Source organism: Psychrobacter sp. M4 (assembly GCF_055699795.1).
On sequence record NZ_CM146740.1, the window covers coordinates 2,331,864 to 2,356,127 of the forward strand.

General features: G+C 42.9%; 17 protein-coding genes. 4 read left to right on the top strand and 13 right to left on the bottom strand.

Translation table 11 applies throughout. The features are described from left to right. The first annotated feature begins 15 nt into the window (after positions 1–15). The 3 genes from ACR63N_RS09625 (at position 16) to ACR63N_RS09635 (ending at position 2,814) form a co-directional block, all read left to right on the top strand. Positions 16–612 (top strand): DJ-1/PfpI family protein, encoded by a 597-nt coding sequence (locus ACR63N_RS09625; RefSeq protein WP_472781921.1) that lies wholly within the window; start codon positions 16–18, stop codon positions 610–612. A gap of 235 nt (positions 613–847) precedes the next feature. Then, positions 848–2,014, top strand: a complete 1,167-nt coding sequence (metK, locus tag ACR63N_RS09630; RefSeq protein WP_367104037.1) for a methionine adenosyltransferase — start codon at positions 848–850, stop codon at positions 2,012–2,014. A 425-nt stretch (positions 2,015–2,439) separates the two neighbouring features. Continuing rightward, on the top strand, positions 2,440–2,814 hold the full coding sequence (locus tag ACR63N_RS09635) for a DUF3144 domain-containing protein (RefSeq protein WP_367104036.1): 375 nt from the start codon (positions 2,440–2,442) through the stop codon (positions 2,812–2,814). Positions 2,815–2,942: 128 nt separating this feature from the next. Here ACR63N_RS09635 and ACR63N_RS09640 read toward each other — a convergent pair whose 3' ends face one another. The 13 genes from ACR63N_RS09640 to ACR63N_RS09700 all read right to left on the bottom strand — a co-directional run bounded on the left by ACR63N_RS09640 (position 2,943) and on the right by ACR63N_RS09700 (position 22,574). Beyond that, on the bottom strand, positions 2,943–4,601 hold the full coding sequence (locus ACR63N_RS09640) for a BCCT family transporter (protein WP_472781922.1): 1,659 nt from the start codon (positions 4,599–4,601) through the stop codon (positions 2,943–2,945). A gap of 347 nt (positions 4,602–4,948) precedes the next feature. Beyond that, complete coding sequence (locus ACR63N_RS09645; protein ID WP_367107107.1) at positions 4,949–6,577, bottom strand: BCCT family transporter; 1,629 nt, start codon at positions 6,575–6,577, stop codon at positions 4,949–4,951. 176 nt (positions 6,578–6,753) lie between these two features. Further along, positions 6,754–8,403, bottom strand: coding sequence for a BCCT family transporter (locus tag ACR63N_RS09650; protein WP_367107108.1), 1,650 nt, complete (start codon positions 8,401–8,403; stop codon positions 6,754–6,756). A gap of 193 nt (positions 8,404–8,596) precedes the next feature. Beyond that, entirely contained in the window at positions 8,597–9,844 is a 1,248-nt protein-coding gene (locus tag ACR63N_RS09655) for a PQQ-dependent sugar dehydrogenase (RefSeq protein WP_472781923.1), read from the bottom strand. A gap of 229 nt (positions 9,845–10,073) precedes the next feature. Then, the gene (gene clpB / locus ACR63N_RS09660; RefSeq protein WP_367109432.1) at positions 10,074–12,671 is read right to left on the bottom strand and encodes an ATP-dependent chaperone ClpB; all 2,598 of its coding nucleotides are present in this window, start codon (positions 12,669–12,671) and stop codon (positions 10,074–10,076) included. A 330-nt stretch (positions 12,672–13,001) separates the two neighbouring features. Then, the gene (locus tag ACR63N_RS09665; RefSeq protein ID WP_472781924.1) at positions 13,002–14,975 is read right to left on the bottom strand and encodes an acyltransferase family protein; all 1,974 of its coding nucleotides are present in this window, start codon (positions 14,973–14,975) and stop codon (positions 13,002–13,004) included. A gap of 618 nt (positions 14,976–15,593) precedes the next feature. After that, complete coding sequence (locus ACR63N_RS09670) at positions 15,594–16,385, bottom strand: SDR family NAD(P)-dependent oxidoreductase (protein ID WP_472781925.1); 792 nt, start codon at positions 16,383–16,385, stop codon at positions 15,594–15,596. A 33-nt stretch (positions 16,386–16,418) separates the two neighbouring features. Next, positions 16,419–18,110 carry an AMP-binding protein gene (locus tag ACR63N_RS09675; RefSeq protein ID WP_472781926.1) on the bottom strand — a complete coding sequence of 564 codons (1,692 nt, stop codon included), beginning with the start codon at positions 18,108–18,110 and terminating at the stop codon, positions 16,419–16,421. Positions 18,111–18,321: 211 nt separating this feature from the next. Further along, positions 18,322–19,452, bottom strand: coding sequence for a DNA topoisomerase IB (locus ACR63N_RS09680; RefSeq protein WP_367107114.1), 1,131 nt, complete (start codon positions 19,450–19,452; stop codon positions 18,322–18,324). A 208-nt stretch (positions 19,453–19,660) separates the two neighbouring features. Beyond that, the gene (gene ppnP / locus ACR63N_RS09685) at positions 19,661–19,942 is read right to left on the bottom strand and encodes a pyrimidine/purine nucleoside phosphorylase (protein WP_367104026.1); all 282 of its coding nucleotides are present in this window, start codon (positions 19,940–19,942) and stop codon (positions 19,661–19,663) included. Positions 19,943–20,012: 70 nt separating this feature from the next. Next, a protein-coding gene (gene prfB / locus ACR63N_RS09690; protein WP_367104025.1) for a peptide chain release factor 2 occupies positions 20,013–21,108 on the bottom strand; the annotation gives its coding sequence in 2 pieces (ribosomal slippage) (positions 20,013–21,035 and positions 21,037–21,108; 1,095 coding nt in all). A gap of 83 nt (positions 21,109–21,191) precedes the next feature. After that, complete coding sequence (locus ACR63N_RS09695) at positions 21,192–21,899, bottom strand: HAD family hydrolase (protein ID WP_367109436.1); 708 nt, start codon at positions 21,897–21,899, stop codon at positions 21,192–21,194. A 138-nt stretch (positions 21,900–22,037) separates the two neighbouring features. Beyond that, positions 22,038–22,574, bottom strand: coding sequence for a gamma carbonic anhydrase family protein (locus ACR63N_RS09700; protein ID WP_472781927.1), 537 nt, complete (start codon positions 22,572–22,574; stop codon positions 22,038–22,040). 446 nt (positions 22,575–23,020) lie between these two features. On the opposite strand from ACR63N_RS09700, the gene carA reads away from it, so the two are divergent. Further along, positions 23,021–24,262 (top strand): glutamine-hydrolyzing carbamoyl-phosphate synthase small subunit, encoded by a 1,242-nt coding sequence (gene carA / locus ACR63N_RS09705; RefSeq protein ID WP_472781928.1) that lies wholly within the window; start codon positions 23,021–23,023, stop codon positions 24,260–24,262. Positions 24,263–24,264 lie beyond the last annotated feature (2 nt).

Sequence of the window (24,264 nt, forward strand, 5' to 3'; positions counted from 1 at the left end):
ATCAAAGGATGATTTATGCAAACCATTACTGCGCTAGTATTTAAAAATTTTGAAACCTTAGATCTATTCGGTCCCGTCGAGATGTTGGGAAGCTTGCCTGAGCATTATCAAATCCAATTTGCCTCAATGGCAGGCGGTATTATTCGTAGTAAGCATGGCGTTGCTATGCAGACTATCGCCGTAGCAGAGCTTAAGCATGTAACCGATATTTTATTAATAGTCGGCGGTATGGGCACTCGGCAAGTGATTAATGATAAGCCGTTTCTACAAACCCTTACTACGTTTGCTGATCAAGCTGATTGGGTGCTAAGCGTCTGTACCGGTAGTGCGCTATTAGCAAAGGCAGGTATTTTAGATAATAGACGCGCTACTTCCAATAAGCTTTCGTGGCAATGGGTAATTGCCCAATCGGATAAAGTACACTGGGTTGAGCAAGCACGCTGGGTGGTGGACGATAAATTTTATACCTCCTCAGGCGTTAGTGCTGGTATGGATATGGCGCTGGGCTTCATTGCCGACAGACAAGGTGTTGATATCGCTCGGCAAGTTGCCAACTACACGGAGTATCGTTGGCAAGAAGATAGCGAGCTTGATGACTTCTATCAGCCTTAATAATAATGACAATAACCACACTAATAGCGACTGCTACCAAATATACTCACTAGCTTAATACTTAAACACTGCTACTAGCTGCGCCTATTAGGAAGTAGCAAACATACCCTAGAGTTTTACCCCAATTCAGGGTAAAATGTGGCCATTTTTGAGTCACTTTTACCTCTTGTTTTTATTACCATTTAATAATGACTGTACTTATCAATAACAGTCCCTGCCATTAAGCGATCCCATTATGCGTGAATACAGTTTATTTACCTCAGAATCCGTAAGCGAAGGCCATCCTGACAAAATGGCTGATCAAATCTCAGATGCGATACTTGATGCTATTTTGCGTGAAGATCTACATGCTAGGGTCGCGTGTGAGACCTTGGTCAAAACCGGTGCAGTAGTATTGGCAGGTGAAGTCACAACGACCGCCAATATTGATTTTGAACGTATCGTCCGTGATACCGTCAACGGCATAGGTTATCATCACTCAGACTTAGGGTTTGACGGTGAAACTTGTGCCGTCATCAATATGCTTGGCAAACAGTCGCCTGAGATCGCGCAAGGCGTGGATCGCATGAGTCCTGAGGAGCAAGGCGCAGGTGACCAAGGTTTGATGTTCGGCTATGCCAGTAATGAGACCGAAGTATTGATGCCGGCAGCGATCGAATACGCGCATCGTCTTATGCAGCGCCAATCTGAGCTGCGACGAGCTGGTGAGCTACCTTGGCTGCGTCCTGATGCCAAAGCGCAAATCACTCTCAGATACGATGGCAGTCATCCGACAGCGATTGATGCTGTCGTACTCTCCACTCAGCACGACCCGAGTATCTCACAAACCGATCTACAAGAAGCGGTGATGGAGAACATCATCAAACAAGTCCTGCCAGCCGAGCTACTACACGCTGGCACACGCTATCATATTAACCCAACGGGTAAGTTTGTGATCGGTGGTCCTGTTGGTGATGCAGGCCTTACGGGACGTAAAATTATCGTCGATACCTATGGCGGCATGGCGCGGCATGGCGGCGGCGCTTTTAGTGGTAAAGATCCCTCAAAGGTTGATCGTAGCGCCGCTTATGCCGTGCGTTATGTCGCCAAAAATATTGTCGCCGCAGGACTTGCTGATCGCTGCGAGGTGCAAATCAGCTATGCTATTGGGGTTGCTGAACCAACCTCAATCTCAGTCAATACCTTTGGTACCAGTAAAATCAGTAATGAGAAAATTATTCAACTGATTCGCACCCATTTTGATCTACGTCCTTATGGCATTACTCGTATGCTCAATCTTTTACAGCCTATGTATCAGCAAACGGCTACCTTTGGGCATTTTGGTCGCCCAGGCTCTGAGACCGCCTTTACTTGGGAAAAGACGGACAAAGCTGAGATACTAAAAGCCGATGCGGGACTATAATTCATTTATAAATTTTAGATGTTATAAGTCTTAAATGATTTTTATCTTTTAAAATTATAGTTAGATCAATAATAGTTAGGTCAATATAAGAAGGATACAGCGAGACTGGGATGAGTTTTGCGCAGCCTCTGTCTGCGTAGGCACAGCACGCAAGGAAAATTTGTCCCAGTCTCGCGTTATAACCTAGCGTATCCATTTAATTTAGTATCAACTAGATTAATAAACAACAGCCAGTTTTAATAAAAAACCAAACTTCATAACAGCAATTTGCTCACTAAGAAGTTTGGTTTTTTTGTGGCTAAATTTTAAGTTACACTTTTAATATGACGCTTTAGCGCTTTAAACGTTATCATCAAACGTTATTGGCACCTGACTATATCGATCGCCTCATACTACATAATTATCATCTTTAATAGGAGTTATCCATGTCGCAAGACGATACGCAGAACAACAATGTAAACACCAATGAGAACCCTGAAACACCGCTTGAGATTACCCCTGAGATGCAAGCGTTTTATCAGCGTGCTGACGCTATTATTAGTGTCGCTAATAGCCAGTTGGGGCCTGATGCGCACTCGGGCCAAGTGGGCGCTTCTCTTCTTTATGCCGCTGCCCGTTATAGTGCTTCGGTGGCCTCAATTGGTTTTGTAAAGGGTGATGATTTTGCTAAGGAAAAAGAAGATATTATCGAGTTTTATACCAAACAGTATCGTCAAATGCTCAGCGATAACCTAACTGATTACGCGCAAAATTTTGATAAGTATGTTCAAATTAACAAGGAAGATAATCCAAATAATTAAGTAAATGTTTTAGGACTCAAGGATTTTTATTTTCTAGTCTTCCAAAACAAAACCCCAGCTTGTAATTAGCTGGGGTTTTACTTATATAAGAATGGTAATTAGTTCGCTATTTCTACTATTTACTCGCTTTACTCGCTCGGTTTTACCACAACTTTAGGCGGACCCTTTAGTAGCTCTTCATCACGGAACTCATTCGCAGAGTTATGAGCTGCGGATTCTTCAGTGATAAACCACTGCTGCTGACGGTATAAAATCAGGCTGTCTCGGCTCAAACCGCGCAGTAATGAATACATCATCACTAATATCACAACGGCGAAAGGCAGCCCTGATACAATAGATGCGGCCTGCAAAGCGGTCAAACCACCCGCCGCTAGTAGCACAGCTGCGATCACGCCCTCAGTACCGGCCCAAAACAGGCGCTGAATCTTTGGTGGATCTGTGTCACCACCTGAGGTCAGCATATCGATAACAAAACTGGCTGAATCCGATGAGGTGACAAACCATAGTACAATCATCGTCACAATCAGCAAGTTAAATACCGTCGTCAGTGGGTAAGATTCCATCAATTTAAAGATAGCACTACCGGTATCGGCTCTGACCGCTTCCACCAACCCGGGGCTAACCACATTAGGATCCATGGCGGCCATTAACTCCATATGCACAGCTGAACCACCAAAGGCGGTGAACCATAAGAACAAAATGGCTACTGGGATGAGTAATACCCCTAAAGTGAACTCGCGAATGGTACGACCACGCGAGATACGCGCGACAAACACCCCAACGAATGGTGACCAGCTAATCCACCACGCCCAGTAAAATATCGTCCATGAGGCTTGCCAGTTTTGTTCACCTTCATAGGATTCGGTCCAAAAGCCTAATGGCACGACTTGATGGATATAATTACCAATGTTTTCGATAAAGCTGTTAAAAATAAACTGCGTGGGACCTAGGATAATCACAAAGCTTAATAGGATAATGGTCAAAAAGATATTAATATCGCTTAAACGCTTAATACCCTTATCAAGACCTAAGAACAGGGACATACCCGCCAATACCGTAATAATAGCAATCAAAATAATTTGCACACTAATATTGTTGGGAATACCAAATAAAGTGTCAAGGCCTGAATTAATCTGTAGTACGCCAAGTCCTAAAGTGGTTACCACCCCAAACATGGTACCGAATACCGCAAGCGTATCAACCGTATGCCCCCAGCCCCCGTAGATTTTCTTACCCAATATAGGATACAGCGTCGAGCGAATAGCTAACGGCAGACCACGTCGATAGTGAAAGTAAGCCAAAGCTAAAGCGACCATGCCATATAGCGCCCACACATGGATACCATAATGCAAAAAGGAGATATTCATCGCAAGCTTAGCCGAAGCTACGGTCTCCCCCTCTCCAAGCGGCGGCGCCATATAATGATAAAGCGGCTCAGCGGTACCCCAGTAAAGTAGTCCGATACCGATACCCGCTGAAAACAGCATCCCGATCCAAGACAGGAGCTTGTACTCAGGTTTCTCAGTTTGATGGCCAAGCCTGATATCACCGTATCGGCTGAATATCATATAGATACTCATAAGTAATGTGGTATTAATTACCGCTATAAAAAACCAACCAAAACGCAAAGATACAAACTCTTTGGCTTGGTTAAATACAATCTCTGCTTGCTTATTGAACAACGCACCAAAGATAATAAAAACAGTAATCAAAATCACTGAGGTCAAAAATACCGGTTTACTTACGCGCGGAAAAGGCCCCACTCTGCCAACTTTGACATGATCCATAGACTTTCCTAGAAATAAAAATTCGTTACGATATCAAGATACCAACTCATTATCAAATGTAATATTAAGATAATTAATCTAAAGATATAAAACTGCTTTAGAAGCTTATATCATTGTCTATTGACAATGTTTCGCTTACGTTGTATTTAGCTCAACCGCTACCTTGGCTTTTTTCAGTGTTTAGATTTATAATATGCAGCTGTGGTACTAATCTTAGTAAATAACTCTTAAAGAAAAACCCCAACCTAGAAATAGATTGAGGCTATAGCTGCAAAAGTTATTAAAATTATTAAACACTAAAATCAATAAAAGTAGCTGCAGTTTAAAAGACAGTTTAATGCTGTCAGTTAATCACCTTTGGCAACCTTAGGTGGACCCTTTAGCAACCCTTCATCAGCAAACTCATTCGCCGTATTATGTTCTACAGACTCTGCTGTGATAAATTTCTGTTCTGCTCGGTACAGTATCAATCTATCGCGGTCAAGCCCTCGTATCAGTGCATAAAGCATGATAAACATGACGATAGCAAAAGGAAATCCTGCCACGATAGCAGCAGCCTGCAAAGCGCCAAGACCACCTGCCGCTAGCAAAATAGCAGCCACACAACCTTGGGTAATAGCCCAAAATAAGCGCTGAATTTTAGGAGGATTAGTCTCGCCGCCCGAGGTGAGCATATCAATAACGAAACTAGCAGAGTCTGATGAGGTGACAAACCATAAAACAATCATAATCACGATAAGCATGGTGGTAGCTTGTGTGAAAGGATAAAACTCCATAAGTTTAAAAATAGCACTACCATAGTCGTTTTGTACCACTTCAATAAAGCCAGGATTACCCATCAATTCCATATCTACGGCTACCCCACCAAAGGTTGTAAACCAGAAGAATAGAATAATCATAGGTATAAATAATACCCCCAACAAGAACTCACGAATAGTACGACCACGAGAAATACGGGCGATAAATACCCCAACGAATGGTGACCAACTGATCCACCACGCCCAGTAAAATATTGTCCACGAAGACTGCCAATCCGTTTTACTGTAAGCTTCGTTCCAAAACCCAAGTTGCACCATGTTTTGTAGGTAGTTACCAGTGTTTTCGACTAAACTGTCCATGATGTACTGCGTAGGACCAAGAATGAACGCAAATCCTAACAAGACAAAGGTCAATACAATGTTGGTGTCGCTTAAACGTTTGATACCTTTATCCAAACCCATGAGCAAGGAGCCACAAGCTAGCATAGTAATAAAGGCGATCAAAATAACTTGCATGGTTATGGTATTAGGTAGACCAAACAGACCTTCTAGGCCAGAGTTAATCTGTAATACCCCAAAGCCAAGCGTCGTTACTACCCCAAACATCGTACCGAATACGGCCAAGGTATCAACGGCATGTCCCCAATTTCCATAGATTTTTTGACCCAGTATCGGGTATAAACTGGAACGAATAGATAAAGGAAGACCACGGCGAAAATGAAAATAAGCCAGCGATAAGGCCACGATGGCATAGATAGCCCAAGCATGTATACCATAATGTAAAAAGGAGATGTTCATCGCTTGTTTAGCAGCTTCTACGGTTTCAGCTTCACCAAGTGGCGGTGCCATAAAATGATAAACCGGTTCGGCGGTACCCCAGTACATGATACCAATACCAATACCTGCTGAAAACAGCATCCCAATCCAAGAAGGGAGACTATACTGCGGCGTCTCGGTCTGATGACCTAGCCTGATATCCCCATACCTACTAAAGATTAGATACAAGCACATAAACACAGCGACATTCACCAAAATAATAAACAGCCAACCAAAACGTTGGGTGATAAAACCTTGTAGACTCGTAAATACAGTGTCGGCTAAGTCTTGAAATAAAGCACCAAAAATAATAAAGCCAAGAATAAGAACAGCTGAGGCAATAAAAACGGGCTTATTTACTCTTGGAAAAGGCCCTAAGCGGCCAATTTTGAGTTCACTCATTATGTTTTCCAGAATTTAGAAGGAAGTTACAATAACAAAAGATTACTAAGTTATCAATTTAATGTCATTTTTTAACATCATTAGTGTTCTTAAAAATTTGTAATTAAAGATATAAATTTGCGTCATTAAAAAGCCCAACTTGTATGAAATTGGGCTAACGATACAAGCTTAAATATTTAATCGCCTTTAACAATCTTAGGTGGTCCTTTGAGCAGATGCTCATCGACGAACTCATCAGCTGAGTTATGATCGGCAGACTCATCAGTAATAAAGCGCTGCCGGGCTCGGTATAGAATCAAACGATCTCGGCCCAAACCGCGCAGTAACGCATACATCATCACAAATATGACAAAAGCAAACGGCAGTCCTGCTACGATAGCAGCGGCTTGCAATGCACCCAGACCACCTGCTGCTAACAGTATCGCTGCAATTAAGCCTTGCATCAGCGCCCAAAATAAACGCTGGATCTTGGGCGGATTGGTATCACCGCCAGCGGTTAGCATATCGATGACAAAGCTTGCTGAGTCTGAGGACGTCACAAACCATAATACAATCATAATCACAATTAAAAAGGTAATCGGCTTGGTCAGTGGATAGTACTCGACCAGTTGGAAAATTGCGCTACCTATATCTGCTTGTACCGCTTCTACTAACCCTGGGCTTATCATCTCTGGATTTGCATTAGCAAGTAGCTCCATATGAATACCGACGCCGCCAAAGGTAGTAAACCAGAAGAACAAAATCGTCATAGGAATCAGTAGTACACCCAGCACAAACTCGCGAATGGTACGGCCACGAGAGATACGGGCAATAAATACCCCTACAAATGGCGACCAACTGACCCACCAAGCCCAATAAAATATGGTCCAAGCACTTTGCCAATCAGTGCTGCTATAAGCTTCACCCCAAGTAGACAAAGGCACAATCGCGGTAATATAGTTACCAATGTTTTCGATGAAACTATCAAATATAAATAGCGTTGGGCCTAAAATCACCATAAAGGCCAGCAGCACACCGGTGAAGCCCATATTGATATCGCTTAAACGCTTGATACCTTTATCAAGACCTAGCATCAACGAACCACAAGCTAGCGCTGTCACAAAAGCAATAGTAATGAACTGCACTATGATATTATTTGGTATGCCAAATAAGTTCTCAAGACCTGAGTTAATTTGCATAACTCCCAAGCCCAGAGACGTCACCACACCAAACATGGTACCAAAAACGGCTAGGATATCGACCGTATGACCCCAATTCCCATAAATGCGTTGACCCAGTATGGGATATAGTGTTGAGCGAATCGAGAGAGGCAGACCACGACGAAAATGAAAATAGGCTAGCGCTAAAGCCACGATGGTATAAATCGCCCAGGCGTGTAATCCCCAGTGCAAAAATGAGAGATTCATCGCCTGTTTAGCGGCGTCCAACGTTTCAGCTTCACCAAGTGGCGGTGCCATATAATGGTATAGGGGCTCTGCTGTGCCCCAGTATACCAGTCCAATACCGATACCTGCTGAAAACAGCATCCCGATCCATGAAAATAAAGTATATTGCGGTCGTTCAGTTTGATTGCCCAAACGAATATCGCCGTAGCGACTCGCTGCTAGATAAATACAAAATATGAGCGCTATATTGACTAGAATGATAAACAACCAGCCAAATTTATCAGTAATAAAGCTCTGCAAAAAGCTAAAAAGCGCTGCTGCGGCTTCGGTGAAAAATACCCCAAAGAGAATAAAGCCGACGATTAAAACACCTGAGGTAATAAAAACGGGTTTATTTACCCTAGGAAAAGGGCCTAATCTTTCAACCTTTACATGATTCATTTATCTAGTAGCCTCGTTTTTTCAGAGGTCGTACCTTAACAAATTAACCATTAATTATCAATTAATTACAATATTAAACCCACTAGACACACCTTCTCTACTCTCACGATTTTTGTTATTAAATACATAGTCATAAATCTTTATATAGGCTCAACTATTGATACCAAAAATAGAAATAGACTGTTTGCCATACTTACTCAGGCAGTAGTTTGAGTAATTTGGCATTAGTCTCATCCTCTAATAGCCATACTGATCCGTTCTGCACCAGCACACTACGAATACGCGCGCCCATATCATAACGGTAGCGCTCAGCGGCTTCATTGTTGTCGTCTATGTCTACTACAATTAATGCTTTCGATGATAGTCCACTAATTAACGCATCTCCTTGCCACGCTGGAAAGTCATTATGACTACCACGTTCATATATACTCATTGATGATGGAGATATGACGGGTGTCCAGCTGACTTTGGGCGCGGTAAAATCAGGCCGCGTATCATGATCAGGAATATCTGTACCTGAATAATTACGGCCGTTGGACACTATAGGCCAGCCATAATTGTTACCTTGTTCAATTAGATTAAACTCATCGCCGCCTTTTGGTCCCATTTCGTGCGCCCATAATTTGCCGGTGTCATCAAATACCATACCGAGCACATTACGATGCCCTATCGTCCAAAACTGCGAGGCGATATCACTTGTGCTATTTTCATCTGCAAACGGATTATTATCTGGTATCGAACCATCAGGGTTGAGGCGAATAATTTTACCCAAATTGACACTCATATCTTGTGCTGGGTCTTTTTGCTGCCGATCTCCTGAGCTAATATAAAGATGGCGTCCATCGGGTGAGAACAATAAACGATGACTATAATGACCTTGGCCGCTAACCTTTTGGTTTTGCTGCCAGATTGGAGTGACTGCCTGCAAGTTTGGTTGGTCTGTATCTAATCCTGCAAGTGTGGCTTTGATGACTTTGGCACCAAATTTATTGTTATCAGCGCCCATGCCTTCCTCGACATAGCTAATATAGACAGCATTAGTAGTTGTAAAATCCGGCGCTAAAACAACATCTCCTAATCCGCCCTGTCCACCGTAAGCCACTTTAGGTACGCCGCTTACCTGGGTTTTGGTTCCGGTCTCGGTATTAACGACAAACAATTCGCCTGTTTTTTGGGTGACGAGTAGTTTAAGCGCTTCATTGTCACTCTTAGGTAATGCCGTCATCGCCCACGGCTCATCAAAAGTGGCAACCGTTTCAGTGGTAAAAGTAGGTTTTTCGGTACTTGCTTGTATTTGACTAGAGCTGCTTGCAGAATTGTTGGTACTCTTAAGAGGCGTGTCAGAAGCTCTAGTCATTGTTGGATTAGAGCAAGCCGAGACGCCAAAAAGTAAGGCTGCTATTGCTAAAGGTGCACTGATATATTTGCTAGTTGTTTTCATAATAATCATCCTTGTTCGCTAGTATACCCATTCTCAACACACCAGAGTGTAAATGCCATTTTTGTTAAAGATGCATAATTAAGAATTAGGCTCTCATTAATATAGCAAGACAAACTACTGCTGCGGTACAAATTTTGTACTTTGCAACGAAAAAACCCCTTACTTGCTAGTGCAAATAAGGGGTTGGTTTTAATTAAGCATAAATTAAACTATTATAAAGCGCTTAATATTAACTCATTCTAAGCTTATCAAAGACAAGCTTGTCATCTTGACCCAAATCAACTTTAATAATATCTCCTGCGACAAAGTCGCCTGCCAGTAGCTTCAATGAGAGCGGGTTTTCGATCTCTTGCTGGATTGCACGCTTTAAAGGACGCGCGCCATATACTGGGTCATAACCGACTGCCACTAGTTGACTCATAGCTTCATCAGACATAACGATATCCAATTCACGATCTTGTAAACGTTGACGCAGGCGCTCTAGCTGAATATCAGCAATACCTGCCATTTGCTCTTGTCCAAGGGCATGGAATACTACGATCTCATCAATCCGGTTGATAAACTCAGGACGGAAATGCTCACCGACTGAATCCATGACTGCCGCTTTGATATCTTGATAGTCATCACCGACCATCTCTTGGATTTTGTGCGAACCCAAGTTACTGGTCATGACAATGACCGTGTTCTTAAAATCGACAACGCGGCCTTGCGAGTCTGTCAAACGTCCATCATCCAGTACTTGTAGTAAAATATTGAACACATCAGGATGCGCTTTTTCAACCTCATCAAACAGTATCACACTATAAGGCTTACGACGTACCGCTTCGGTCAAGGTACCACCCTCCTCATAACCGACGTAACCTGGAGGCGCACCGACTAGACGACTAACACTGTGTTTCTCCATGTATTCACTCATGTCGATACGCACAATCGCATCTTCACTATCAAACAAAAAGTTAGCCAGTGATTTGGTCAATTCGGTCTTACCCACACCCGTTGGCCCTAAGAATAAGAACGAGCCAGAAGGACGATTGGGATCAGATAATCCTGCGCGGCTACGGCGTACGGCATTGGCAACAGCTTCAACGGCTTCGTCTTGACCGATGACGCGCTCATGAAGCTTATCTTCCATAGCGAGCATTTTATCGCGCTCACCTTGTAGCATCTTGCTGACCGGAATACCGGTAGCCGCCGCTACCACTTCGGCGATCTCATTATCCGTAACTTTATTACGTAGTAGTTTAACCCCCGCAGGCTCGCCTGACTGCTCTTTTTGCTCAGCCAAATCCGACTCATTGATACGGCGCTCCAGCTGCGGAATAGTCTCATATTGCAGCTTACTCATCGTCTCATAATCGCCCTCACGGCTAGCTTTGTCATAAGCGATACGGGCTTTATCCAGCTCATCTTTTAGCTGCTGACTGCCTTTTACCAATGCTTTTTCAGCTTGCCAAACCTCGTTGAGATCGGCATATTCTTTTTCTAGCTCCTCAATTTGACTATCCAATACTTTGCGCTCAGCTTTAGCGCCAGCGTCCTCTTCGTTTTTGAGCACTTCGCGCTGCATCTTTAGCTGAATCAGACGGCTATCGAGCTTACCCAATGCTTCAGGTTTGCTATCCATCTCCATACGCAAACGGCTGGCGGCTTCATCAACCAAATCAATAGCTTTGTCCGGCAGTTTGCGATCAGTAATATAACGATGACTCATACGCGCCGCTGCAATAATAGCGCTGTCTTGAATATCGACCCCATGATGCAGCTCATAACGCTCTTTGAGACCACGCAGAATCGCAATGGTGTCTTCAACGGTTGGCTCATCGACCAATACTTTTTGGAAGCGGCGCTCAAGAGCTGCGTCCTTTTCGATATATTGACGATATTCATCCAAGGTTGTTGCGCCAACGCAGTGTAGCTCACCGCGAGCCAGCGCCGGTTTTAGCATATTGCCAGCATCCATCGCGCCCTCAGACTTACCTGCGCCGACCATGGTATGCAGCTCATCAATAAATAAGATGACGTTACCCTCTTGTTTGGCAAGATCACTTAATACGCCTTTGAGACGCTCTTCAAACTCACCGCGAAATTTTGCGCCAGCGATTAGTGCGCCCAAATCCAGTGACAGCACTTCTTTACGGCGCAGACCTTCTGGTACATCACCATTAATGATCTTTTGTGCCAAGCCTTCAACGATCGCCGTTTTACCGACCCCTGGTTCACCGATGAGCACAGGATTGTTTTTAGTACGACGCGACAGTACCTGAATGGTACGGCGTATCTCTTCATCACGGCCAATAACCGGATCAAGCTTACCAAGCTCCGCTTGCTCGGTTAAATTTATAGTGTATTTGTTTAAAGCGTCACGTTGGTCTTCAGCGTTTTGATTATCGACGGTTTGATCGCCGCGTAGCTTTTCAATGACTGCTTTTAACTTATCAGCGGTCACGCCAGCACTTTCGAATATCTTTTTAGTCTCGCCTTGCTCTGCCAGCGCTAATATCACCCATTCGGTCGCTATAAAATCATCACCCTCTTTTTGGGCTTGTCGATCAGCAAGATTCAGTATCTTTACTGAATCAGGGTTTAGGTTGACCTCTCCCGTTGGATTGCTAATCGTCGCTTGGTTATCGAGTGCTTTTGCCACGCCGTTCTTAAGCGCAGGAATGGATGCTCCTGCTTGCTGACAAATCGATAGATTAGACTCATCTTGCAACAAAACGGCAAGTAAATGAACAGGGGCAATGCCCGTATTATCACGCCCTAGCGCAAGGCTTTGCGCCTCTTGAATAGCTGATTGCAGCTTTTGAGTAAATTTCTCAAACCTCATATTTTTATCCTTTTATAATTAGTATTTTTGGCAAGCCTCTTGTTATAACAAAATTATAGAGTATCGCCTTAATTTGACTGCTATCTATATATGGTATGTTAAGTTGTATTTCAACTCATGAATAGCTCATGTCAATGGCAGTTAGTGACTTTCTGGTAGCTATAGAAAACACTATAGCAGGCTGCGCCAACATTTAAAAAACTTAAGAAAAAAGACAATAAATAAATGGCAAAAAAAAAGCGTTTACACACCACTTAGGCATGCAAACGCTTTTTAATTAGAGACTTATACTCCTGCTCAGTAACTAGTATTAGTTACTAATACTAGTTACTAGCCTATATCAGGCATGACCTCTTTTAGTTTATTTTCAAAATTATCTTGTATAAACTTGGCATACTCTATGCTGATATGCTCAGCATCTCGGTACATAATTCTTCCAGAAAAAGTAGTAGGACAAACATCTGCAGTACAGAACATATCCGACATATCAATTCCAGTAATAATATCTTGGTAGGCGGCAGAAGGATCAGTCGGCTGCAAGATATTCGCTCGATCTACCATACAAGCATTTTCATCTGCCGAATTTCTATTTCTATGTAGACAATCTGGTACGTCAAATGCAAAACGTGGATTGTCTCTGATACCGATAACCTTAATACCGTTATCAGCAAGTACGCGCCAGCTATCCACATAGGTTTCAGGGATAAACTCACCTTTGTCGACATCGGCTCTGGTAGAGTTGGTAATAACGGCATCAGGATTGATAGCTACAATCTTCTCAAGTGCGCTTTTGTTCCATTCGTGACAAGATTCATTCGAATCTTCTACTACTCCCAAAGGACAAGCAGCTTTGGTCATGTTGATAATTTTAAAATGGTTCTCTTTGCCTATAGCGTCTAGCGCGGTAATCCACTGTACCGCGTGGGAACCCCCTGCCAATATAATCGTTTTCTCAGCATCTACATCACCAAAGTCGCAAGTGGTGACCTCTGGATCATCCATAGATTGGTTACACCCATCGGCATAAGCAGCAGGAACTCTCTTTTTGATAGTAAGCAGACGATCGCGATTTGGTTTAAAAGCTCGATCCTCGATATAAATACGGTCTCCTGAGAACGTTTCAATAGACTTGTTATTCAACGTAGTCAAGGTGTTTTCGGTAGTGGAGACCACTTCCTGTCGAAAGGCAAAAGCAGCTACAACGACGGGTAAGAAAAATAATATCCCGATAGAGAAATTAACCAATACCTTCTCTCTTGGTATTTTTCTAAGAGGAAACTCGACTTTTTTACTAGTGAAGTAAGCTAAGATGGTAGCGAGAACCATGATGGTTAAACCTTGAAGCAAGCTGACCGACTCAATTCCAAAGTACTCTTTAAAAAACACCAGTATCGGCCAATGCCACAGGTAGATCGTAAAAGATATCCCGCCCAAAAACACCAAATACCTATGGGATAATAGCTTATTCACCACGCCTTTACTGCCAATACCGGACATGATAATAGCGACCGCACCTAATACCGGAATCAAAGAGACAGGCCCTGAAAAGTTAGCGCCTCTAGGTATAAAGATAGCGCCGCCAATGATCAGGGCAATCCCTAATATCCCTAAAAGCTGTCTATACTTAATCCTTTGCATATTGGCTATCAATAGATATGAGAGTGACCCAAAGAAAAACTCCCAAACTCTTGACAACGGATTAAAATAACTCATCGCCGGGTTACTTCTCACCAATAGCGTAGCATAAATAAAAGACGCCACTATAATAAAACCTACCCCTAAAAAAAGAGGCATAGAGTTCTGAGTTTTCTTGGTCAAATAAGCCAAAGGAATAAGTACTAGCGGAAAAATCACATAAAATTGCATTTGAATAGACAGTGCCCAGAACTGTTGGACGGGACTGTCAGGCTGACCAGTAGCTAGATAATCAACAGCAAGTCTGATCAGCTGAATATTCTCTAAATGAACAGCACTGGCAATAATCTCATGTAATACACTATATATGAGCACAGGAGAGGTAATAAAGTAACTAGCAACTAGCGTGGCACCTAGTACGATATAAGCTGATGGTGATACTCTTTTTACCACCCCGCTCCAAAACGGAAACGGACTAACGGTACCGTTTAAAAAATATCCTTTTAGGACAATAGATGCCATCAAAAACCCAGAGATAACAAAGAAAACATCAACCCCACCTGATACCTTGTTGAACCAGATGTGGAATACCATAATAATGATAGCACCTACAGCTCTTAGCCCTTGAATATCATTTCTGTATTCATGATAAGTATATTTGTCAAACACAGGATGCCCTTACTATAAATGTAAATAGATTTATTATTATTAATAAACAAAAGTAAATTTTCTTTATAGAAAAATTGATATTTATTTTATTTTTTTTACAAACACAATTTTGCTATTGACTTCGCTGGCTCAGAACCACATGGATCATTAGTAAAGTTTTACTAATTAATCAATAAAACATTGAAGCTGTCGTTTTGATTAAGCGGTTGAGTCCAATAATATGTCTAAGCTATTTATTACCAATAAATGAAGACATTATTAACTGAGTTATCACCTAAACCGACCATGGGAGTTTGAATATACGACCCATTAACAGTAATTAAATAACTGGCTATAAAGCTTAATACTAGATTTACTTTGTTTATCGAAAAGCGAAAGTGACTTATTTTTACAGGCTATTGTATGGGTATTAACCAGAACAATAACGCCAAATTTGACGACTGCAAACAGCCAGTAAGAAACCAACCGGTAGGATTTTTTGTCAGAACTCTTGTTGGAAAGTGACATAAGCTTTGACCTTTTTGACTTACCGTTAAGTAACATCTTCGCAATATGTCAAAGCATTATATCAACTTTTGTGTAAGGTGTGTGATTAAATATGCATAAAAATGAATATATTTATATCATACGAATAGCGCCATCTAAACGAATAACTTCACCGTTTAGATAGGCGTTGTTGATGATGTGCGTTACTAGACTGGCAAACTCGCTAGGAGCGCCTAAACGCTTGGGATAAGGCACGGCTGTTTCTAACTCCTCACGTGCTTTTTCAGGGATGCTTTGCATTATAGGGGTGGCAAAAACCCCTGGGGCGATAGTCATAACGCGAATACCATGACGAGCCAATTCACGCGCTAATGGCAGAGTGAGACCAACTACGCCAGCTTTTGAAGAGGCATAACTACCTTGCCCGACTTGGCCATCAAAAGCGGCGATGGATGCAATATTGATAATGACGCCTTGGTCTGTGTTTTTCTCAGTATTGCCTTTATCATCAGCGGTAGCTGTAACACGGCGAGCAATACTAGCCGCGACTAAACGTGCCACGTTGAACGAACCCACCAGATTGATATTGACCCCGCGACTAAATTCACTAAGATCGGCCGGATTATTGTCACGATCTAATAACTTTTGTACTATCACAATGCCTGCACAGTTTATTGATCCTTGTAGACCGCCAAAGGTTTGTTCGGCTAAATCAACAGCTGCTTGTACCTCCTCACCGCTAGTAACATCGCAGCGAATAAAGCGAGCCTTATCGCCAAGCTCCTCTGCCAAATCTTGACCTGTCGACTTATTGAGATCAGCGACAACGACATTACCGCCTTGATTGACAATAGCGCGAACCACTGATTCGCCTAAACCTGATGCACCGCCCGTTACCAAAAAACTATTATTGCCAATATCCATTTTTACTCCTTTTCTATTTAGTGTTAGAACTTTTTAATCAGCGGATAAGCTACGTAATAAAAAGCGCTGAATCTTGCCGCTTGGTGTTTTGGGTAGCGCATCTATAAACTCAACCTCACGCGGATAAGCATGCGCCGATAAACGCTTGCGAACCAAATCTTTGATTTGCTGGGCGATCTCATCACTAGCGTCAACACCCTCTTTGAGCACCACATAGGACTTGATATTGTGCCCGCGCACCTCATCAGGCACACCAATAGCAGCAGATTCTGCAACTGCTTCATGCTCAAGCACTGTATTCTCTACATCAGTAGGTCCTACGCGGTAGCCTGCAGTAGTAATAATGTCATCATCGCGCCCTGAAAACCAATAAGTACCATCACTATGGCGTTCAACCACATCACCAGTTAGATAATAATCATCCACAAAGGCTTGCTTCTCGTTCCAGCTATAACCACGGAAATAAAACGCTGGTGATTGACTGACCACCACTGCCAGCTGACCCTGCTCACCATCAGGCAAGACTTGCATATTATCGTCTAGTACCACCAAAGTATGACCAGGCAGTGCCATACCCATCGAACCTACTGGACGTTTATGTTCTAGGGCGTGATGCTCACAGCAGGTCATACCCGTCTCGGTTTGCCCATATTGATCACAAACTTTGCAGCCTAAATAATTCTCAATCCAGCTGACCACTTCGGTATTCAGAGTCTCGCCCGCTGAATTGACCACACGTAGCACTAGACCATGCCCGGTATTGTCAGTGCTGTCAGCTGAATCGCCGAATACGCCGCTGGATTTCATCATTCGATAAGCTGTTGGCGATGAGGCCAAGTTAGTAATATTATGGCGTTTGATAAAGTCACGCGTATTATTCGCATCAAAGGCAGCTTCGTTAAAATAAGTAGTGTTACCCATTAATAAAGGCCCAGTGATAGCATAATAAAGCCCATATGCCCAGCCGGGATCTGCCATGTTCCAATAGTTATCAGATGCACGCAGATCCATGGCGTAGCGCATATATAAGTAAAATGCTGGCAATGCTGCTAAAGGCACACTGACGCCTTTGGCCTTACCAACCGTACCTGAGGTGAACATCTGTAAAAATGGCGCATCAGTATCGAGCAATACCGGCTCAAAGGTTTGGTTTTGTTTAACAACCATTTCGTTGTAATGATCATCATCCCAAGCTTGGTTATCAGATTGATTGCCAACCATGACCATTTTAGTTTGCTGCGCTAAATCTTCAAATTTGTTGCGATTCTCGCTGTTGGTGAAGACTACTTTAGTATTGGCCTTATCCATCCGGTATTTGATAGAATCATAACCAAAAGCGGTAAATAGAGGCTGATAGACAGCGCCTAGTCGCCATGTTGCTAATACAATAACCAATAATTCAGGGGTACGCGGTAGCATAGTGGCGACTTGATCACCCACCTTGACCCCATAAGATTGTAATAAATTGGCGACTTGCGCACTGGCAACATCTAATTCACTAAAACTCATACGAGTAATTATGCCCGCGGTATCTTCATGAACCAAAGCCGTTTTATCCGCCAGACCATCACGAACGTGACGTCCACAGCAAGCCAGATAAGCATTAAGCCTATCATCTAGATGATCGCCAAAGATTTCTTTTAACAACGATGCCATATCAAAGTTGTCATAGTAATCGCTATAGCTTTTTAAAGAATGGGTATTATTTAATGGTGAAGTGGTCATGAGCTAATCCTTTAGCAAAAGTTGAGATAAGAGGAGAAAATAGCTGTTTTTGTAGCTACTTCTATTTATAGTAGCCTGTTTATATCTATTTCAATACATAACGTATCACTTTTAAAGCTAGGAGTCTAGATGAGTATTCTTGTGAATATGAACTATGACTAGGATGAAGACGCTAGCTGTACTTTGAAATAGATTAAAACAAGATACATTTTTATTTTAAGTTATTTAAAAACCCAAGTAAGGCTTTTTCTTCTATACTTTGATAAGTTTTAGTACGTCCGCGACGTGCTTGTTTATAGGGCTCAAAAAACTGTCCGGCCAAGAACCGCTCAATAATAATAGGATGGATGTAAGAGGCGCGGCAAACGCTTGGGGTATTACCTAGCTCCTCAGCTACATTTTTGACCATATTTGTTACCAGCTTCTGCCGCAGTTTGCTATCAGGGGCACTAACTAATATCTCACCGGCTTCTGAGGTTTGCAGCTCATCATAAAGATAGCTCGCTGCAAGCACACTTGCCATCCAAGTGCGAAAGTCTTTGGCGCTATACAGTCTGTCGCTACAACCGTTACTACAAAGATGTTCGCGTAAATAGTTGTTTATATCAGAGCTATCAACCACTTGCTTATCGCCATTCTCATCTAAATATTTAAAAACTTGGTAGCCTGGCAGCTCAGAACACGCCTGTACAATATCGATTAAGCGCTCATCTTGCAGTTCAACATGATGCTCTTTAGCGCTTTTACCTACAAAGTCAAACGCCAGCCCATCCTCGGTTTCGCTCAAGTGTTTACTACGTAAAGTGCTTAAACCATAGCTTTTGTTAAGCTTGGCGTAACGGCTATTGCCAATACGAATTAACGTCGTCTCAAGCAGTTTAACCACAGCCGCCAGTACATTAGCGTAAGATAATGCCTCTGCTGATAAATCCTGCTCAACCTGCGCGCGCAAATTGGGCAGCGCCTCAGCAAAACCAATCATCGCATCGAACTTAGCTTGATCACGTACGCTATCCCATAGTGGATGGTACAAATACTGTTTGCGCGCTTTATCATCGCGGCCTGTTGATTGCAAATGGCCTTTTTCATCTTGGCATATCCAAACATCTGACCACATAGGCGGTATGACAAGAGAGTCGAAACGCTGACGCAAAGCTTTATCTTTTACTGTCTTGCCAGTCGCATCACGATAAGTAAAACCGCGCCCCCAGCGCCTGCGCGTAAAGCCGGGCTCATCGTCGCTGACATAACGCAAATTGGCGCGCTGAGCTAAACGTTCGTAGTCATGTCGCAAATCATCTGTAAGAGCTGATTTATATGTTTGCTCAGTCGTTTTGTCCATAAACTATTTTGCCTTTATTTATTGTGTTTTTGAGGTTAGATAGCTCTTAAGAATAAATAGATATTGCTAGTTTTGCTGTTTGTTTGGCGCAGATAATGTGTAAGGCTGTGTAAAACTATTAAGATAGAAATATAATAACGACAAAAAACGCCAAATATGAATACTTGGCGTTTCTTATAATGACTACTCCTAAGATAAAAAATATTCTTTACCCGTAAGTACATAGGTAAGCTGTTTCCACCTCAACTTTAACTTGAAACTTTTTATTGGCTTCAATAGTGAACTGCTCACCCGCTGCAAAAGTTTGCCAGTCATTACTATCTGGCAATTTGACGATTAATGCTCCGCTCACTACAGTCATAGTCTCAAACTCGCTGGTACCAAATTCATACTCGCCGATTTCCATGACGCCAACGGTGGCAGGCTTGATAGCAGTTTGAAAAGCGATAGAGGTAACTTTATTATCGAAATATTGATTGACGCTTGGCATAGTTTTCCTTAAGTAAGTTTTATTAAATGGCTTAAAACGATATTTTATAACAATGTTTTATAATGACAATTTACAGTCCAGCCTTAAGACTCGCCTCAATAAATTGATCTAAATCGCCATCTAGAACCGCGCCAGTGTTGAAGGTTTCTACGCCAGTGCGCAAGTCTTTAATTCGCGAATCATCGAGCACATAAGAGCGGATTTGACTGCCCCAACCGATATCAGATTTATTATCTTCGACCGCTTGCTGCTTCTCCATACGCTTTTGCATCTCAAGCTCATAAAGCTTGGCGCGTAGCATTTTCATCGCGGTGTCTTTGTTGGCATGTTGGCTACGCTCGTTTTGACAGGCAACGACTACGCCAGTTGGCTCATGGGTAATACGCACCGCCGAGTCGGTAGTATTAACGTGCTGACCCCCTGCCCCTGACGAGCGATAAGTATCAATACGCAAATCAGCCGGATTGATATCAATCTCGACATTATCGTCAATCTCAGGCGACACAAAGACGGCTGCAAAAGAAGTATGACGACCGTTATTACTATCAAAAGGTGATTTGCGTACCAAACGATGCACACCAATCTCAGTACGCAGCCAGCCAAAGGCGTAATCGCCTTTGATAGCTAAGGTCGCCGACTTAATGCCTGCCACCCCGCCAGATGATATTTCAATCACCTCAACTTTAAATCCGTGCGCCTCCGCCCAGCGCGTATACATACGCAGCAGCATCTCTGCCCAATCTTGCGCCTCAGTGCCGCCGCTACCCGATTGAATATCCAAGTAGCAATTATTGGGGTCCATCTCGCCGCTGAACATGCGGCGAAATTCTAAATCAGCCACCCGCTTCTCAGCATTGTCTAATTCAGTTTGCACATCTTTTAATAGTGTCTCGTCATCAGCCTCTACGGCTAGATCAAGCATGGCGGCCGCATCTTCTAACGTGGTCTCAAGCGACACCACCACATCGATGACGCCGTCGAGTTGACTTTTTTCTTTACTGATTTTGGTCGCCCGCTCAGGGTCGTTCCACAGCTCAGGGTTCTCTAATTCTAAATTTACTTCTTCTAGACGCTCTTTTTTGCCATCGACGTCAAAGATACCTCCGCAGGTCCTGTCCACGTTCAGATAAGTCTTTAATTTGTTCTTGGTAGGGATTAATTTCCATAAAGGTTCCTAAATTTTAGTAAAATATTCGGTATATGTTTTCAGGTTATGATAGTTTTACATTACTTTTAAATATCAGCAAAACTAAATTGTCCAATCTTCTACTGCCCAGCGATGCGCTAAAGCATGAGCATGTAGCGCGTCATCCGGCGAGACACAGACCGCAATATCGGCCCAATCTAGCAGTGGAATATCGTTTTTGGAGTCCGAATAGGCATAAGTTTTAGTGAAGCTAATGCCTTTAGCCTGTTGCTGTGCGACCCATCTTTCAAGATGATAGATTTTACCTTCTTTAAAGTTGGGTTTATCGGTCAATTTACCGGTATAGCGATCATCAATGACCTCAAGCGGCGTGGCTAAAATATTAGCTTTTTCAATACTGAAACGCTCAGCGATAGCAGAGACAATAAAGTCATTAGTCGCTGAGATAATAACGACTTCGTGATTTCTATCTAAATGCTCACGCAATACGGTGATGGCTTTTGGGCGCATGTGCGGCTCAATCTCAGTTTTAATATAGTCTTCACGTAGCTCGATAAGCTCCTCCATAGGCAAACTGCTTAAAAACTGCGCAACAAATTCGTTGTATTCAGTCGCATCAAGAGTGCCTTCAATATAGTCTTGATAAAACTTTTGGTTGGCAGTGCGATACTCGGCTTCATCAACGAGGTTATGTTTAACGATATATTCGCCCCATAGATAGTCGCTATCGACATCTAGTAGCGTATGATCTAAATCAAATAAAGCCAGCTCTTTTTGCTGGCCTGATTGGTTATGTGGACTTGCCTGCATGATGAAACCTTATTCAATTATAGTTAAAGTTGCCAAATTTATAGCGTTACCGATAAATTAGTATAATGTTAAATCAAAAATAGGACCTAACCCTCAAATATCTTAGTTATCAGTCTGGTTAATGAGTGCTGAACGATGTTATTCAGGTTGCTCAATCTCTTGCAGACCAGTTTTAAACTTTTGACAACGATCAGCGTAATGCATAGCTGATTCTCTAAGCATCGCTACCTGCTCATCGCTCAAGGTTTTGACTACTTTCGCTGGTGCACCCATGACCATTGAGTTATCTGGAATTACTTTGCCCTCGGTCACTAAAGCCTTAGCGCCAATGATACAGTTTTTACCAATTTTGACGTTATTAAGCACGACCGCGCCGATACCGATTAAGCTATTATCGTCTATCTCACAGCCGTGCAACATCGCCAAATGCCCGATCGTCACATAGTTGCCAATCTTGACCTCAATGCCCTCGTCAGTATGGATCACACTGTTTTCTTGTACGTTACTATAATCACCGATATGAATGCGCTCATTATCACCGCGAATGACAGCGCCAAACCAAACGCTGGCTTGATGACCCAAATACACATCGCCGATGACCCGCGCAGTATCTGCGACCCAGCCGTTAAAAGGGCTAGCAAACTGTGGGGTTTTATCCAGATATTTATAAATCATAACGCTTCCTTGTTTTATTAGCCGTTTGTTTAATTGTGCCATTAATGGCGTCCATTGTGGCAAAGCTAGTGACCAAAATCCAGACGTTTTAGTATGAGATTTATAACTCTATGGCTATAAGGACGATCGCAAAATAATGGTTATGCAAAACACTATAACAGCAAAAATCGGCTGGCTATCTACCTAGTTATTATATATAATACGCAAAATCTGTGCCTAAGCGAGCGGACATGATGTAAGTTACTCTTCACCACCCTGTGAATCAAGTATCTTTTCATCTATTAGTCCTCTCGCTTTTTTGTGGAAAATTTTTGCCATTATGTCTTTATCTTTGTTTGCCTGTAGTCCCAATAAGCGAGGATTAAGCCATAAAAGTGCGCACTATTTGCCGCAAGAGTAGTACAGCACTTATCAAAAGTACTCATCAAAACCAGCGGAGGCCTTCCTTGAGTTCATCGACCCAAACACCAGCCATTTTGGCACTAGCAGACGGTACTATTTTTCGCGGTATCAGTATCGGCAGTCTCGGTCACCGCGTTGGTGAAGTAGTTTTTAATACCGCTATGACCGGCTACCAAGAAATCCTCACTGACCCAAGCTATGCTCGTCAATTAGTAACGCTTACCTATCCGCATATCGGCAACACTGGTACCAATAGCGAGGACGCCGAATCTGGCAATGTCGATTTTAAGCATCAAGTATGGGCCGAAGGTCTTATTATTCGTGACGCTACTATGGTCACCTCGAACTTTCGTAACTCTGAATCACTAAGCGATTATTTAAAGCGTAATGATACCGTCGCTATCGCTGAGATCGATACCCGCAAGCTTACGCGCTTACTACGCGATAAAGGCGTACAAAACGGCTGTATCATGACAGCTTCTAATGGCGAAACCATCACTACTGCTGACGAACAAAAAGCTATCAAATTGGCGCAAGAATTTGCTGGCCTTAAGGGGATGGATCTTGCTAAAGAAGCCTCGCACCCAGAGGGTTTTGAATGGACAACGGGTACGTGGGAGTTCTCTGACACTCTACTTAACCGTGATGCGCCCGGTAGTCATGACAGCGGTACAGGCGGCTTTTATAGGCAGCTGGGTACGCATATCGAGCACAAATACAACGTTGTCGCTTATGACTTTGGTACTAAGACCAACATCTTACGTATGCTCGTAGACATTGGCGCGCACGTCACCGTTGTCCCCGCGCAAACGCCTATTGAAAAGGTGCTAGCGATGAATCCTGACGGCATTTTTTTATCGAATGGTCCCGGCGATCCAGCCGCCTGTGATTACGCTATCGATAGCGTACGTCATATAATTGAAGAGACTGACATTCCTACCTTTGGGATTTGCTTAGGTCATCAATTACTTGGCCTTGCCAGTGGTGGCAACACAGTTAAGATGAAGTTTGGTCATCATGGTGCCAATCATCCGGTACAAGATTTGGACACCGGCGTAGTAATGATTACCAGTCAAAACCACGGGTTTGCGGTTGATGAAGAGACTTTGTCTGACAATATCAAAGTCACCCATCGCTCACTGTTTGATGGGACTAATCAAGGTATCGAGCTGACCAATAAACCTGTCTTTAGCTTCCAAGGTCACCCTGAAGCCAGCCCCGGCCCGCATGATGCCGCTGAATTGTTTGCTAAGTTTGCGCAGATGATGGAAAAGGCGAAGAAATAACA